This window comes from Flavobacterium frigoritolerans (assembly GCF_025847275.1).
Lineage (GTDB): Bacteria > Bacteroidota > Bacteroidia > Flavobacteriales > Flavobacteriaceae > Flavobacterium > Flavobacterium frigoritolerans.
Window position 1 is genome coordinate 15,204 of the sequence record NZ_JAOZEV010000007.1, and the last position, 15,514, is coordinate 30,717.

The window sequence follows — 15,514 nt, forward strand, 5'->3', positions numbered from 1 at the left end:
TTTGTGCAAATATAGAGAGAGTTTGAATATTATTTACTTAAAAATGCCTTATTTTGCGCTTTCAATTAACTACAGAAAACATGCAATCAATTCACGCCAATAATTATCCTATTCATTTTAATGAAAATGCATACGAAGCTTTAAATAATCATTTAAAGGAAAACAAGTATTCTAATTTATTTATCGTTGTAGATACAGATACAAATGAGTATTGCTTACCTAAATTTCTACCATTATTAGAAACTGACCTTACTATAGAGATTGTCGAGTTTGAATCGGGTGAAATCAATAAAAATATTGAGACTTGTATTGAAATATGGAAAGTACTAACTGAACTTGGTGCCGACAGAAAAACATTAATAATTAACCTTGGCGGTGGTGTTGTTACTGATTTAGGTGGTTTTGTAGCTTCTACATTTAAACGTGGGGTCGATTTTATACACATACCAACTACCTTATTATCTATGGTCGATGCTTCTGTAGGAGGTAAAAATGGTGTTGACTTAGGAAATCTCAAAAACCAGATTGGTGTTATCAATGTTCCAAAAATGGTATTAATTGATACACAATACTTAGAAACTTTATCGCAAAGCGAAATGCGCTCTGGTCTTGCTGAGATGTTAAAACATGGATTAATTTACGATGCAGCCTATTGGGAAAAGTTTTTAGATTTAAAAGCTATCGATTTTGCAGACCTTGATGAATTGATATATCGTTCTGTAGAAATTAAAAATGAAATCGTAATGCAAGACCCTACCGAAAAGCATATTCGTAAGGCTTTAAATTTCGGACACACACTAGGACATGCAATCGAAAGTTACTTTTTAGAGAATAAAAATAAGAAAACATTACTACATGGTGAAGCAATTGCTATTGGAATGATTCTCGAAAGTTATATCTCATTACACAAAAACTTACTTACTAAAGAGGAATATTCTCAGATAAAATCAGCTATAAAATCAATTTATGACGATGTCATTATTGAAGAAAATGACATCGAACCAATCTTAGAATTGTTAATTCATGATAAAAAAAATGAATATGGGCTAATTCAGTTTGCATTGATCGAAGGAATTGGAAAAATCAAGATCAATCAATCGGTTGAAAATGAATTAATTCTTCAATCCTTTCAAGATTACAAATCTTAACTTATTTTTTAATAAAAAAGCTTTGCTTTAAGTATATAATATTTTTTACATTTGCACCGTGAAAAAAAATCAAAAACAAAAACAATTTAGCTCACACAGAAGCTACGCCAATACTTCATTCTTGAGGATATTGAACCGTTTTTATAACATAAAAGGAAACTTTTGTTTTGATATCTTTCAATGCTCAAAAGCAGAGCACGAAAAATTGCAAATCGTGTTCGCAAATATTAGGGTTTGAATTCTAGATTATTTTATTGTTTACAACTAATTTAATTTATAATACACCTATCTCAATGAATACTAAATATTCTGATTTAATCAATCAAACATATTACTTTCCTCAAGAGGAATTTACTTTAAACAAAGACAACCTTCATTTCCACAACATCGATTTGATGAAATTGGTAGAAAAATATGGTACGCCATTAAAATTCACTTATTTGCCTCAAATTTCTAACAACATCAACAAAGCAAAAAGTTGGTTTAGAAAATCGATGGAAAAGAATAAATACGAAGCTAAATACTATTACTGTTATTGCACTAAAAGTTCTCATTTTGAATTTATAATGAATGAAGCTTTTAAGAACAATATTCATATAGAAACTTCATCTGCATTTGACATCAATATTGCAGAGAATTTATTAGAGAATGGCAAAATCAATAAAAATACTTACATTATATGTAACGGTTTCAAAAGAGACCAATACGTTACAAATATTGCAAGACTTATAAATAATGGTCATAAAAACACCATTCCGATTATCGATAACTACGAAGAACTTGATTTACTTCAAGCAGAAATCAAAGGAAAATTTAAAATCGGAATCAGAATTGCTGCCGAAGAAGAACCTAAATTTGAGTTTTATACTTCAAGATTAGGAATAGGATACAAAAACATTGTTCCTTTTTACAAAAAAGAGATCAAAGAGAATAAAAATTTAGAAGTGAAAATGTTACACTTCTTTATTAATACCGGTATCAATGACAATGCATATTACTGGAATGAATTAGTAAAATGTATTAAAGTATATGTAGCTTTAAAAAAGGAATGTCCTACTCTTGATGGATTAAACATCGGTGGTGGATTCCCTATTAAAAACTCATTAGCTTTTGAGTATGATTACCAATATATGATTGATGAAATTATCAATCAAATAAAAATTGCTTGTGATGAAGCTGAAGTTGATGTTCCAAATATTTTTACTGAATTTGGTTCGTTTACTGTAGGTGAAAGTGGAGGTGCTATCTATCAGATTTTGTACCAAAAACAACAAAATGACAGAGAAAAATGGAATATGATTGACTCGTCTTTCATTACTACTCTACCTGACACATGGGCAATCAATAAACGATTTATTATGCTAGCCGTAAACCGGTGGAATGATACTTACGAACGGGTTCTATTAGGCGGACTTACTTGTGATAGTGACGATTATTACAATTCAGAGCAAAATATGAATGCCATTTACTTACCCAAATACAATAAAGAAAAACCTTTATATATTGGTTTCTTCAATACAGGAGCATATCAAGAAACAATTGGAGGTTATGGAGGATTACATCACTGTTTAATTCCACAACCAAAGCACATTTTAATTGATAGAGACGAAAATGGATTTTTAGCAACTGAGGTATTTTCTCAAGAGCAAACATCAGATGAAGTATTGAAGATATTAGGATACAGTAAAAAACAATAAAAAAAATCGCAAATTGTACTAAATATTTATAAAATTTATTAATTTGCATAACAATCTTTAAAGGTTTTTAGCCTTTGAAATCATAAAAAAAAGAAAAAATGAAAGGACCAATTAGTCAGTTTATTGAAAAACATTATTTGCACTTTAACTCTGCATCACTTGTAGATGCTGCAAAAGCATACGAACAACAATTGGCTAATGGTGCCAAAATGATGGTAAGTATGGCTGGAGCAATGAGTACTGCCGAAATTGGAAAGATTTTTGCCGAAATAATTCGTCAGGATAAAGTTCAAATTATTTCTTGTACAGGAGCAAATCTTGAAGAAGATATCATGAACTTAGTAGCGCACTCTCACTACGAAAGAGTACCAAACTACCGTGACTTAACTCCACAAGATGAGTGGGATTTATTAGAAAGAGGATTAAACAGAGTTACAGATACTTGTATCCCAGAACATGAAGCATTCCGTCGTTTGCAAAAACATATCTACAAAATATGGAAAGATGCAGATGATAAAGGAGAACGTTATTTCCCACATGAATTCATGTACAAAATGTTACTTTCAGGAGTTTTAGAAGAATATTACGAAATAGACTTAAAAGATAGTTGGATGTATGCTGCAGCAGAGAAAAATTTACCTATTATTGTACCAGGATGGGAAGATAGTACAATGGGAAATATCTTCGCTTCATACGTAATCAAAGGTGACTTAAAAGCATCTACGATGAAATCTGGAATCGAATACATGGTTTTCTTATCTGATTGGTACCCTAAAAATAGCACTAACGGAATTGGATTTTTCCAAATTGGTGGTGGTATTGCTGGAGATTTCCCAATTTGCGTGGTACCAATGTTGTACCAAGATATGGAAATGCATGATGTTCCGTTTTGGAGCTATTTCTGCCAAATTTCAGATTCAACAACCAGTTATGGTTCGTATTCTGGAGCTGTTCCTAATGAAAAAATTACTTGGGGTAAATTAGATATTAAAACTCCAAAATTTATTATTGAGTCAGACGCTACCATTGTAGCACCATTAATTTTTGCATATTTATTAGATTTATAGAATAACTTTATGAAAAGAGTAATAGTTGATTACGCTAAACTTACCAATGAAATTTTAAACTTACTAGTTGAGAAATTTCCTGATGGTTATGATGATTCGGATGTTATCCGTTTTAGAAATGCTAAAAACGAATTGATAGAAGCTGTTGAAGTACGTACAGAAGACACTATTTATTTAGTGAAAATCAGTACTAAACTTGCTGATAGAATTGAAAATTACGATGAAGATGATGAAATCGATGCTGACGTTGATACAATCGAGCCAATTAAAGGTCTTGATTTAGAAGATGAAGCAGACGACGAAGATGAAGATGAGAATCTAGACAAACCAGATCTTGACGGAGATGATGACGATGACGACCAAGATAAAGACATCGCCGATGAGGATGATGACGAAGATGATGAAGATTAATTAATCTGAATATTTCAAAATAAAAAAGGAACTCGTACATGAGTTCCTTTTTTATTTAGTAAATTACCTACAAAAATATAAGCCGATGGATACTGCGCTATTACATGCCAAACTAAAGGAAAATTTTGGATTCGAAAAATTTAGACCCAACCAAGAAGATATTATAAATACAATACTTTCAGGTCAGGATACTTTAGCTATTATGCCAACTGGTGGAGGAAAATCAATCTGTTTTCAGTTACCTGCCTTATTATTACCAGGAATCACAATCGTAATTTCTCCCCTAATTGCTTTAATGAAGGACCAAGTTGATAGCTTAAAAGCAAACGGAATTGCTGCTTGTTTCATAAATAGCAGCCAAACTGATCAAGAGCAGCAATTTTATATGGAAAGTTTAAAATCCAATACAATAAAATTGGTTTATATAGCTCCAGAAAGCCTATCTTATCTTGACATCCTTTTTAATCAACTAACAATAAGCCTAATAGCGATAGATGAAGCACATTGTATCTCGGCTTGGGGGCATGATTTCCGTCCAGCATATACCAATTTAGGTTATCTAAAAAATCGCTTCCCTTCTACTCCAGTCTTAGCATTAACCGCTACAGCAGATAAAGCAACCAGAACCGACATAAGCGAACAATTAAATTTAAACAATCCAAAAACAGTTGTTGCTTCTTTTGACAGAAAAAATTTAAGCCTCGAAGTTCGTCCTGCTCTCGACAGAGTAAAACAAATAATAGATTTTATTGAAACCAAACCCAATGAATCTGGAATTGTATATTGTCTGAGCAGAAAAACAACAGAAGAGCTAGCAGATAAACTAAAGAAAAAAGGAATTAATGCAAAAGCATATCATGCAGGACTAGAAAGTAAACTGCGCTCCAAAACTCAAGATGATTTTATAAACGATGATTGTCAGGTTGTTTGTGCTACAATTGCTTTTGGAATGGGAATTGATAAATCGAATGTACGCTGGGTAATTCATTACAATTTGCCCAAAAATATCGAAGGTTATTATCAGGAAATCGGAAGAGCTGGTCGTGATGGCTTACCTTCTGAGACCATTTTGTTTGAAAGTTACAGTGATGTAATTCAATTGCAAAAATTTGCTTCAGAAGGCTTAAACGCCGAAGTACAGCTTGCTAAACTAGAGCGAATGAAACAATATGCAGATGCTTTAAGCTGCCGCAGAAAAATATTGCTTTCCTACTTTGGTGAATTAGTAAATGAAAATTGCGGTAACTGCGACATTTGTAAAAATCCTCCAACATTTTTTGACGGAACTGTTATTGCACAAAAAGCACTCTCTGCAGTTACTCGTTTGCAAGAAAAAGAAACTTTACCAGTAATTGTTGATTTTCTTAAAGGTTCTAAAAATGCTCATATATACGAAAACGAATACCAAAATTTAAAAACTTACGGAATTGGTGCCGATATTTCTTGGTACGATTGGAACCAATATCTAATTCAGTTGATAAATTTAGGCTATTGCGAAATTGCATTTCATCAGCATAATAAAATCTTATTGACTCCTTTTGCAAAAAAAGTTTTGTTCGAAGGTGAAAAAGTAATGCTTACTACTGTAGTTAAGAAAACTATTGAAAAAACCGAAATACAAGAAAAAGCAACCAAAGCCAAGCCAAATTCTCTTTTTGAAATACTTCGACAATTGCGATACAAAATTTCTAAAGAAGAAGAAGTGCCTGCATACGTCATTTTTAGTGATGCCGTTTTAAGACAGATGGAACTATTACGTCCTATGAGTGATGATGAACTAATAGCGATAGACGGAGTTGGAAAAGCAAAACTCGAAAAATACGGTTCAGATTTTGTAAATGCCATAATTGAGTTTTTTAAAAATAAAAAAAAGCCTCAAAAAAAATCAAAAAAGGAAAGCAGTACGTATAAAGTAACATTAGAATTATTCCAGGAAGGAGTTTCTATTGAGGCAATTGCTGTAAAAAGAAAACTGGGAATTTCGACAATCGCATCACATTTGGCAAAATTATACGTCGATGGACACGACATCGATTTATCTGATTACGTTTCAGATACCGAAATTTTTAAAATAAGAGATGCGCAAGTAAAGCTTGAAAATCCAGATACACTAAAACCTTATTATGATTTTCTTGAAGAACAAATTTCTTATGATAAAATACGGTTAGGTCTTGCTATAATTGAGAAGAATTATTAAAATATTTTAGGTTTTACACGCAGATTTTACTGATTTGCTTAAACTAAGAAGCCGAACGCAACGCTTCAGGACAGATAAGTTATCATCCCTCTCCTTACTTAAATCCCCTCCTGTTATAATCATAGCCCACGGTTTTAAACGTGTGGTATTAATAGTAATAATGCATTGCCAACGGTTGAAGCCGGTGGCAATGCCCAACATAAAGCTTTGTCATAGTTTTGAAAAAAGGATACAAGTAATATTTATAAAAACCCAAATTTACTGTTGGTCTGCGTATTTTTGCCATTTCTGAAATGACAAGTTTGGGATTGTTTTGTGTAAAACCAAAGTTACTTACACTCTTGGTTAAAGACTTACACAAAGATTACATTCAAACTTTAATCACAAAATCTATTCGAAATTAAGATAATCCTTAGCCCTGATGGAAACGGCATCCTTTTTATCGCGCCGTAGCGGATAAAAAGATATAGTGAACAGCAGGAATAGCTCCAAAAAAAAAATCCTATGAAAAACTATTTCACAGGATTTGTAATTTTTAATTGTAGTGCTTATTAACTACAAATATCTTTCTTGAAAAACTTTTTGATGATGTTTTTGATGACCAATAATAACAAAACCTAAAGCTCTAACTGACATCTGATTATTAGATGCTGTACCAATTCTTTTAAGTTGCTCCTCTGACAAACTTTTATAAAACAATAAATTAGAATGTCTTACAGCAGATAATTCAGTCAATAGATCCTGAAGACCTCTTGCATTCGCATTAGTATTATCTACATAATCATTTTCTTCAAAACTAGCCAATGCCGTTTTATCATTTCTAGAGAACCGTAAAGCACGATATGCAAAAATACGCTCCGTATCGATTATATGCTGAATGATCTCTTTGATTGTCCATTTTCCTTCTGCATAACGATAATCAAATTTATCCATCGGAATATTTTGAACAAACTTTATAAAATCATGCAATGAAATTTCTAATTCTTCAATCAAATTTACATTCCCTGCTTCTTGAACATAAGTTGTAAATCCGCCTGAATATTCATTTTCTAATAATTGTGATGCTAACATAATAATTAAATTTAAGCTGAGTTTCTACTTGCATTTGTGTTTCCAAAAAGAGAACGTGTTACTATCTTCTCGTATACCTTAATCAAATCATCATCGACTTGATCCTGCTTGTTTAATTCATTAATTCTCAACAAAGCATATTGTTGTATTGTTAATAATGGCAACACTATACGCTCTCTTATCTGAATAGAAGCTTTACCATCTGGATAGTTTTCCATTAGCTCTTTATGACCTGCAATTTTAAGTAACAAACGTTTCGTTTCTGAAAACTCATCATAGATAATTTGCCAAAATTCTCCAAACTCAGGGTCTTTTCTCATATAGGCTGTTAGTGGTAAAAATGATTTTGCCAATGACATCATACTGTTTTCTAATAAGGTTTTAAAGAATAATGAATTATCATATAAACCCTGAACTTTCTCCCATTGATTCGTTTCTTCAAAATGTCTTAATGCTGAACCTACTCCAAAGAAACCTGGTACATTTTGTTTTAATTGACTCCAAGAACCAACAAACGGAATGGCACGTAAATCTGCGAAATCTAAATTTTCTGACTTACTTCTTTTTGATGGTCGGCTACCAATATTTGTTTTTGAGTAATATTTTAAAGTACTCATCTTCTCTAAATAAGGAATAAATTTAGGATGATTTTTAAAACTTAAGTACTCTTGATATCCTAGTTCTGCCAATTGATCCAAAACATTTTTCTCATCTACAGTCAATTCATTTTTGCCTTTACTAAATACCTGATTTGTAACTCCAGCACTCAATAAATTCTCCAAATTATAACGACATGAATCCAATGTACCAAAATTAGAGCTTATAGTTTGCCCTTGAACAGTAATCTGAATTTCGTTATTTTCAATTTTCGGACCTAATGAAGCATAGAACTTATGTGTCTTTCCTCCTCCTCGAGCAGGTGGCCCACCACGTCCATCAAAGAAAATAGCTTTAATTCCGTATTTTCTAGAAATTTCAGTAAGTGCTTCTTTGGCTCTGTAAATACTCCAGTTTGCCATTAAATACCCACCATCTTTTGTACCATCAGAGAAACCTAACATTATTGTTTGCTTATTTCCTCTTTCGGTCAAGTGTTTTGCATATTCTGGATTTGTATATAATTGCTCCATAATTTCATGAGCCTTTTGTAAATCATCTACAGATTCAAATAGCGGAATAATATCAACCGTTGGATTATCCCAATTATTCAATCTTATTAAAGCAAAAGTCTCCATTACATTCAGTGCACTTTCGTTATTACTGATTATATAACGATTTGCTCCATACTCCCCATTATTCTCCTGAATGGCTTTAATAGCTTGTATAGATTCAATTGTTGACTTTGTAATTTCATTTTCAAACACACTTGGATTAAGATTTCCTTTTACTTTTGAAAGTACTGCTATCTTTTCACCCTCTGATAAATCATAATAATTGGCAGGAAAAACGGTAGAGTCAGACTTTAAGTAATACGTCACAACATCTTTAAAAACAGCATCATGTATCTTGCTGTTTTGACGGATATCTAATGTTGCAAAATAAAAACCAAACAAGTTAATTTTGATAAGCAGTGCTTCTAATTCATCCAAATACAATGACTGGTGCTTCTCAATAATAATCTCTTTGATCTTATTTAATTGTGTCTTAAATTCATCTAAAGTGATATAAATCTCCCCTTTAGAATAAAATACTGAACGATATAATTTGTATTCAAGATCAGAAACTAAAGTATCCACTCCTGCAAATGTCAATTTTCTTTTTAAGTTTCGCATCTCAACATAGTAACATTTTAGAATCGAAGTTCTCAAACGTTCTGCTACTTTTAAGGTAATAGCTGTTGTTACGAATGGGTTTCCATCACGATCTCCTCCTGGCCAAAATCCGAGTTTTATCAAAGGATTTTGAATCGATTTTCCGTGAAAGATATTCTTTTGAAGATAATGTACTATTTCACCCGAAGTTTCATAAAATACATTCTCCAAATACCAAATCAAACTAACTGCTTCATCATAAGGATTTGGCTTTTCGTTTTGTATAAATGGTGTTTTACCTAATTGAGCAAGCAATTTCTTGATTTTAAGCAAATCATTTGAGCGAATTGCCGCAGTTAAATCATTAATAATACCCAATACTGGCCCTGGGTAAAACTGTGTAGGATGTGCTGTTAGTACGGTTCGAACATTAAAATCTTCTAAAAACTCTACTAAATCATCCTCTTTATCTTTAGCATCTGATTTTTCCTTGATATCACGAAGCGACCCTCTTCCTTCCATATTATTAACGGTAGGAAATGCAGCATCCTCTATAGCGTCAAATAATACAATTTGACGTTCTATGTACTGAATAAATCGAAACATTAAATCAATTTTATCTTTCTCTGAAGCATCATTTAGATACTTTCCTGAGAAAAAATTCACAATTTCTTTAGGTGTTTCTTGTTTTTTAAAGCCTGTTTCGCAAACTTCGGTAAATAAAGGAAGTAAAACCCCAGTATTATCAATAGAGTCAAATGGCAATGTAATAAAGACACTATTGTAAATATGGTATTTAGAAAGAACGTCTTGATTAAAACGTTCTATTTTTGGAAGCGTATACATAATGTGTTATAGTTGGTTGGTGGTTAATAGTTAATTTTACATAAAAAAACCCCAAGAAAAACTTGAGGTTATATTCAATATAGCATTCAAGATCAATTACATATTTTTAAAAATAGTATGCATCAAACGCTTCTTATCATTAATACTTTCTTCTAACGAAATCATAGTTTCTGTTCTGTAAACTCCTTCGATATCATCAATCATAAAGATTACTTCTTTCGCATGTTTAGTATCTTTTGCTCTAATTTTACAGAAAATATTGAATTTTCCTGTAGTTACAGATGCAACAGTTACAAAAGGAATTTGATTAATACGCTCTAAAACAAATTTTGTTTGCGATGTATTATTTAGAAAAACACCTACATAAGCTATAAATGAATATCCTAATTTATCATAATCCAATGCTAATGAAGATCCCATTATTATTCCGGCATCTTCCATTTTTTTCACTCTCACATGTACTGTTCCTGCAGATATCAATAATTTTTTTGCAATGTCAGTAAACGGTACTCTTGTGTTGTCTATCAACATGTCTAATATCTGGTGATCTACTTCATCCAAACGAAATTTACTCATAATTCTTTAATTAATATTACTAATTGCTATTACAAAGTATAAAAATATATATAAAAAATAACAAAATGACAAAAAAACTAACTTTTTATCAATCCATTAACAAATTTTATGTTTTTATCTAAATAAAAATCTGCTTTCTGACTTGTTTTCGGAATATTATTAAAATCATCAGTATATTCTGCTCCTTTAGCATCATATTCAAAATGACCATAATAATTTTCTAATTCACCAACTTCGGTAATATAAGCAGTGAAACAAATTTTATTTTCAATCAATTCTTCTTTGTATTGTGCGGCAAAATTCGTGATTATTTCGATACCATCATAATTTATTTTGATGTTTTTATACATAAAATCATAAAAAACGACTTTATTTTGTGAAATATTCAAATATTTATTAATTCCATTGACAACTATATCGTTTTCGCTTAGAGCTTTAAACCCTGCTATTAACGCAAAAAAGATGTACTTCCTTGTGACTTCTCTTTCATAATCATGAGCAAAATGTCCCGCTTCAAACAAAACCGTAGGCACTCCTAAATACTGAAACGTATCTCCTATACAATTAATATTAAAAGAATCATCAAAACGACCTACTTGTCCTGGGATGTAACGCTGTAAAACATCATTCATAGCCACAATCAAGTCTATAGCTTTCGTACGTGACTCATTTATCTCTCGCTCTTCATTATATGCTGGAGCCAAAAATGACACTGTTGCAGGCTTTCCTGTATCACCAGCACCAAAAATTGTACGCTGATCGTGCAAATTATAACAATAATGAGGTTTAAACTCTTCAAAAGCCGCTCTTAACACCTTACTTTCTGGTTGTGTTAACTGCTGCGAATCACGATTCAAATCAACTTTATTAGCATTTTCTCGAGTATATAACTTCGCTCCATCAGGGTTTAGTATAGGAATACTATAAAAAGTAAACATTCCAAGCAGTTTATTTGCAAAATCAGAACCACTATTCAATACATTAATAAAGTCAAATAACGCTTTTGTAGTCGTGCTTTCATTTCCATGCATTTGCGACCAAAGGTAAATTCGAGTTTCACCAGTTCCAATTTTATAACTATATATAGGTTCTCCTAAAACAGATTTACCTATAACCTCAACTTGATTATTCGTATTTAATTTCTCTAATAAAGGAGCTATCGCATCTAACGTAAGATACCTTCCTCCTATACTTTGTTCTTTATGTAAGCTAAATAATTCTTCTAAATTCATGTCGTATTGTTTGGTTTACAAAAGTAAACATCTTTATTTTTACAATTGTAAACATTAAAATAATTTGATAATCTACATTTGTAAACGCTCATTTTCTCCTAAGAACCCTGATTTATCCTGCTTTTGATAACATTTGTTACTTACTTACAAAAGCAAGATTAAAATATTATACATTAGATACTTACACGTCTTTACATAAAGCTAAATAGTCAACAAAATAGAGCTGTTTACGCTATTTACAATTGTATAATTGGTGTTTCAGTATATTTTAATTACATTTGTAAACCGTCTTAATTTAAAAAGCAATTTACAATGGTAAACATCGAGGATTTTATAAAAAGATTGGAAATCATACTAGATTATTATGGCTTAAACGCCTCTTCATTTGCTGATAAAATCGGAGTTCAACGCTCTAGCATGTCTCACCTACTTTCGGGTAGAAACAAACCTAGTTTAGATTTTATATTAAAAATTATTGAGGTTTTTCCCGATATAGATTTGTACTGGGTTTTAAACGGAAAAGGGTCTTTCCCTAAAAATGAAAATAACGAAGTTGCCATAAATTCAATTCCGGAGGAAATCGAAAAACCCATTGCTCCTATTTTTCCAAATAAGAATTTCATCCCCGAAGATTTATTCTTAGAGGTCGAAAATACAAATGAAAAAAAATCGATTGAAAAAAATACTGTCGAAATAAAAAACACAATTTCCAATACCTCTTCTGAAGAAATAGAGAAAATTGTGCTCTTTTATAAAAATGGAACATTTAAGGTATATACTCCTTAAATTTTAATTTTGCGTATTTTGAAAATTGTGTTTTTTTTTATTTACACAACTTTGAAGAAATCTTAAAAAAATTTACAATTGAAATCCATTGTCTGGAATTTTCCCAACTACCCCTTTATAGTGTTGTTTTAAAATTTCCATATCAGCTTCATAATTTCCTGTTGGATAAAATGGCTTACCCAGATTAACTTCTTTTTTTCCCCAATCAAAAGCTACAGGTACAATTGGCACATTTGCTTTTAAAGCGATATAATAAAATCCTGTTCTAATTTCTGAAACTTTTTTGCGAGTACCCTCTGGAGCAACTGCCAAACGAAAAATTTCTTTTCTGTCAAAAATAGCGGCAATTGAATCTACTTTATTCAAACCTCCTGAACGATCTAAAGGTTCTCCTCCTACACTTCTGAAATAATATCCAAAAGGAAATCTAAATAATTCTTTCTTTCCTACCCAATTCATTTCTAATCCAGATATTCCTCGGGTAAATATTCCTAAATAAAAATCATGATTACTTGTATGGGGCATTACCATCAATACGCATTTTTTTACCTCAGCATTTTCTACCCCTACAATTTTCCATCCCATTAACTTCAAAAAGATGAATTTATATAATTGTTTCTTCATTAATTTTATTTTAATCTACAAAATAAATAATTTAAATCTTAAATTTGATAAAAACGCATACGAATGATTAAGAAAATATTCAGTTACCTTGTTCCTATAAAAATATTTGAAAAAAAATCTGCTCGCAGTAAAGCTATTGAGGTTACTTGGGCAAATGGTGAACTAGTTTTAGATTCCGAAAATACCAATTACTCTTATGGTAGTTTACAACGTATCCTGAGATATGGTTTAAAAAATATTGGCTTTAAAAAAATTCTCTCCATGAAAGAGATATTACTTCTGGGTGTAGCTGGAGGAAGTGTTATCAAAACTCTTGTTGATGAAATAAAATACGAAGGCAAAATTACTGGAGTTGAAATTGACCCCGAAATACTTGAAATTGCTAATAAATATTTCAATCTAAATAAAATTAAACAACTTGAAATTATTATTGACGATGCATTCGAATTTGTCTTAAAAACAAATAAAAAATACGATCTTATAATAATCGATGTTTTTGAAGATACTACAATGCCTAACTTTTTATTTGAAAATTTTTTCAGTAATAGAGTTTGTGATCTTTTAAAAAATAATGGTTTTGTACTTTTCAATACCATGATTCTAAATGAAACACACAATATCAGAAACCGAAAATACATTTCGGAAATAAATAACCAGCATGTCGTAAAAATGCTCCCTCGAATTGAAGAGCACAATGAATTGATAATTATTGAAAAACTAGCTTAGTTATAATTTCTCTTAACGAGTTATGCAATTCTTAAAAATTTAATTTAACACATAGAAACATAGATTCGACATCTGTAAAAGAATACCCGAGAAAATATATTTCTTTCACATAGCTGGCTATACATATTTTTATAATACGTGAAATGCCTTTTTTAGAAAATACAAAACCTATATTTCTATGTGTTAAAAATTGATTATACCCAACTGTTAAAAAAGATATATGACCACATTAGAATCTGTTTTACAAAATCTAACCCCAACAAAAGTAATCGACACTACAATCGATTATGCTCAATATATTCCTTTGGATTTATCAATCTCAAATCAGGAATTAGCTAATAAAAAACCTCAAACAGCTACTGATTTTGAAAATTATATCGAGAATTTATTAGCTCCCACAAAAGCCAAAGTTGCTTTTGGCGGCTATCTAGAGGAGAGAAACATATACAAAAGAAGTGAAAATTTTAATAATTCTACAACTCCTGAGCGCAACATACATATTGGTTTAGATTTATGGATTAAAGCTGGAACTCCTGTTTTAGCAGTACTTGACGGAACGGTTCATAGTTTTAAAAATAATACTAGTTTGGGCGATTACGGACCTACAATTATTTTAAAACATACTATCGAAAATCATATTTTCTATACTTTATATGGGCATTTGTCGTTAGAAAGTATAGTTAATCTTAAAGTTGGAGCTGTTTTTCAAAAAGAACAAATTTTGGGCACTTTAGGAAAACCAAATGTAAATGGCGATTACGCACCACACTTACATTTTCAGATTATAAAAAACATAGGAGACAATTTTGGTGATTATCCAGGTGTTTGCAGTAAAATAGATTTAGATTATTACACTAACAACTGCCCAAATCCCAATTTAGTATTAAAAATAACATAAAGAACAATGAAGAAAGTACTATTTATTTTAAGTTTGCTTCTGTTGGTTGGTTGTAAATCAAAAACAGGTGGAAACAAAACAGAAGATTTAAAAATATCAAAAGTTTTAGCTACAGAAGTAGATAATAGCCAACAAAAAAAAGCCTATGATTTAGGAAAACGAGTCTTATTGACTTGTAACACCTCAAAATTTAAGCCTTTTAATGAAACTGAAGTTACACCATCGGTTATGGCAAATACTACAGAAGAGCGGTTAACAAAAACATGTCAGAAATTCCGACAATGGTACGGAGGCTTTAAAGATCTTAAACTAGATGGAGTTTATAAAACTAAACATGAAACCATCTACAGATACAGAGCTTTGTATGAAAAAAAAGTGGCCAATAAAGAGCTTCGTGTGTATGTAAATGAAGACAATCTGATTTCTGCTATAAAATCGTTGGACTGGGACGAAACATTCGAGTCAAAATTAATTGAAAAATAAC

General features: G+C 31.2%; 14 protein-coding genes. 9 read left to right on the plus strand and 5 right to left on the minus strand.

Annotated elements, in window-relative coordinates:
• Window positions 1-80 precede the first annotated feature (80 nt).
• From aroB to recQ, 5 genes are all read left to right on the plus strand, one after another.
• Window positions 81-1,148, plus strand: coding sequence for a 3-dehydroquinate synthase (aroB, locus tag OIU80_RS10760; protein WP_264287011.1), 1,068 nt, complete (start codon window positions 81-83; stop codon window positions 1,146-1,148).
• Window positions 1,149-1,441: 293 nt separating this feature from the next.
• On the plus strand, window positions 1,442-2,845 hold the full coding sequence (locus tag OIU80_RS10765; protein WP_264287012.1) for a type III PLP-dependent enzyme domain-containing protein: 1,404 nt from the start codon (window positions 1,442-1,444) through the stop codon (window positions 2,843-2,845).
• Between the two features lie 98 nt (window positions 2,846-2,943).
• Window positions 2,944-3,912, plus strand: coding sequence for a deoxyhypusine synthase family protein (locus OIU80_RS10770; RefSeq protein WP_035625188.1), 969 nt, complete (start codon window positions 2,944-2,946; stop codon window positions 3,910-3,912).
• Window positions 3,913-3,921: 9 nt separating this feature from the next.
• Entirely contained in the window at window positions 3,922-4,323 is a 402-nt protein-coding gene (locus OIU80_RS10775; protein ID WP_264287013.1) for a DNA primase, read from the plus strand.
• An 85-nt stretch (window positions 4,324-4,408) separates the two neighbouring features.
• Window positions 4,409-6,520 carry a DNA helicase RecQ gene (recQ, locus tag OIU80_RS10780; RefSeq protein WP_264287014.1) on the plus strand — a complete coding sequence of 704 codons (2,112 nt, stop codon included), beginning with the start codon at window positions 4,409-4,411 and terminating at the stop codon, window positions 6,518-6,520.
• A 555-nt stretch (window positions 6,521-7,075) separates the two neighbouring features.
• On the opposite strand, the gene OIU80_RS10785 is transcribed toward recQ, so the two are convergent.
• The 4 genes from OIU80_RS10785 to OIU80_RS10800 all read right to left on the minus strand — a co-directional run bounded on the left by OIU80_RS10785 (window position 7,076) and on the right by OIU80_RS10800 (window position 11,996).
• The gene (locus OIU80_RS10785) at window positions 7,076-7,591 is read right to left on the minus strand and encodes a DinB family protein (protein ID WP_264287015.1); all 516 of its coding nucleotides are present in this window, start codon (window positions 7,589-7,591) and stop codon (window positions 7,076-7,078) included.
• A gap of 11 nt (window positions 7,592-7,602) precedes the next feature.
• Complete coding sequence (locus OIU80_RS10790; protein WP_264287016.1) at window positions 7,603-10,188, minus strand: phosphoenolpyruvate carboxylase; 2,586 nt, start codon at window positions 10,186-10,188, stop codon at window positions 7,603-7,605.
• A gap of 96 nt (window positions 10,189-10,284) precedes the next feature.
• Window positions 10,285-10,764, minus strand: coding sequence for an Lrp/AsnC family transcriptional regulator (locus OIU80_RS10795; protein WP_007805990.1), 480 nt, complete (start codon window positions 10,762-10,764; stop codon window positions 10,285-10,287).
• Window positions 10,765-10,841: 77 nt separating this feature from the next.
• Window positions 10,842-11,996: a M14 family metallopeptidase gene (locus OIU80_RS10800; protein WP_264287017.1), complete on the minus strand. Its 1,155-nt coding sequence runs from the start codon at window positions 11,994-11,996 to the stop codon at window positions 10,842-10,844.
• Between the two features lie 312 nt (window positions 11,997-12,308).
• On the opposite strand from OIU80_RS10800, the gene OIU80_RS10805 reads away from it, so the two are divergent.
• Window positions 12,309-12,782, plus strand: coding sequence for a helix-turn-helix transcriptional regulator (locus tag OIU80_RS10805; protein ID WP_264287018.1), 474 nt, complete (start codon window positions 12,309-12,311; stop codon window positions 12,780-12,782).
• 72 nt (window positions 12,783-12,854) lie between these two features.
• On the opposite strand, the gene OIU80_RS10810 is transcribed toward OIU80_RS10805, so the two are convergent.
• Window positions 12,855-13,406: a 1-acyl-sn-glycerol-3-phosphate acyltransferase gene (locus OIU80_RS10810; protein ID WP_264287019.1), complete on the minus strand. Its 552-nt coding sequence runs from the start codon at window positions 13,404-13,406 to the stop codon at window positions 12,855-12,857.
• Window positions 13,407-13,469: 63 nt separating this feature from the next.
• Here OIU80_RS10810 and OIU80_RS10815 point away from each other — a divergent pair, with 63 nt between their 5' ends.
• The 3 genes from OIU80_RS10815 to OIU80_RS10825 all read left to right on the plus strand — a co-directional run bounded on the left by OIU80_RS10815 (window position 13,470) and on the right by OIU80_RS10825 (window position 15,513).
• Window positions 13,470-14,132, plus strand: coding sequence for a spermidine synthase (locus tag OIU80_RS10815; protein WP_264287020.1), 663 nt, complete (start codon window positions 13,470-13,472; stop codon window positions 14,130-14,132).
• Between the two features lie 220 nt (window positions 14,133-14,352).
• The gene (locus OIU80_RS10820) at window positions 14,353-15,030 is read left to right on the plus strand and encodes a peptidoglycan DD-metalloendopeptidase family protein (RefSeq protein WP_264287021.1); all 678 of its coding nucleotides are present in this window, start codon (window positions 14,353-14,355) and stop codon (window positions 15,028-15,030) included.
• A 6-nt stretch (window positions 15,031-15,036) separates the two neighbouring features.
• A complete protein-coding gene (locus OIU80_RS10825; RefSeq protein ID WP_264287022.1) occupies window positions 15,037-15,513 on the plus strand; it encodes a hypothetical protein in 477 nt (158 codons plus the stop codon).
• Window position 15,514: the final 1 nt, after the last annotated feature.

Coding starts and splice junctions, on each gene's coding strand:
- OIU80_RS10825 (WP_264287022.1), top strand. CDS start 15,037: ATGAAGAAAGTACTATTTATTTTAAGTTTGCTTCTGTTGGTTGGTTGT.
- OIU80_RS10765 (WP_264287012.1), top strand. CDS start 1,442: ATGAATACTAAATATTCTGATTTAATCAATCAAACATATTACTTTCCT.
- OIU80_RS10815 (WP_264287020.1), top strand. CDS start 13,470: ATGATTAAGAAAATATTCAGTTACCTTGTTCCTATAAAAATATTTGAA.
- OIU80_RS10805 (WP_264287018.1), top strand. CDS start 12,309: ATGGTAAACATCGAGGATTTTATAAAAAGATTGGAAATCATACTAGAT.
- OIU80_RS10770 (WP_035625188.1), top strand. CDS start 2,944: ATGAAAGGACCAATTAGTCAGTTTATTGAAAAACATTATTTGCACTTT.
- OIU80_RS10810 (WP_264287019.1), bottom strand. CDS start 13,406: ATGAAGAAACAATTATATAAATTCATCTTTTTGAAGTTAATGGGATGG.
- OIU80_RS10775 (WP_264287013.1), top strand. CDS start 3,922: ATGAAAAGAGTAATAGTTGATTACGCTAAACTTACCAATGAAATTTTA.
- aroB (WP_264287011.1), top strand. CDS start 81: ATGCAATCAATTCACGCCAATAATTATCCTATTCATTTTAATGAAAAT.
- OIU80_RS10785 (WP_264287015.1), bottom strand. CDS start 7,591: ATGTTAGCATCACAATTATTAGAAAATGAATATTCAGGCGGATTTACA.
- OIU80_RS10800 (WP_264287017.1), bottom strand. CDS start 11,996: ATGAATTTAGAAGAATTATTTAGCTTACATAAAGAACAAAGTATAGGA.
- OIU80_RS10820 (WP_264287021.1), top strand. CDS start 14,353: ATGACCACATTAGAATCTGTTTTACAAAATCTAACCCCAACAAAAGTA.
- OIU80_RS10795 (WP_007805990.1), bottom strand. CDS start 10,764: ATGAGTAAATTTCGTTTGGATGAAGTAGATCACCAGATATTAGACATG.
- recQ (WP_264287014.1), top strand. CDS start 4,409: ATGGATACTGCGCTATTACATGCCAAACTAAAGGAAAATTTTGGATTC.
- OIU80_RS10790 (WP_264287016.1), bottom strand. CDS start 10,188: ATGTATACGCTTCCAAAAATAGAACGTTTTAATCAAGACGTTCTTTCT.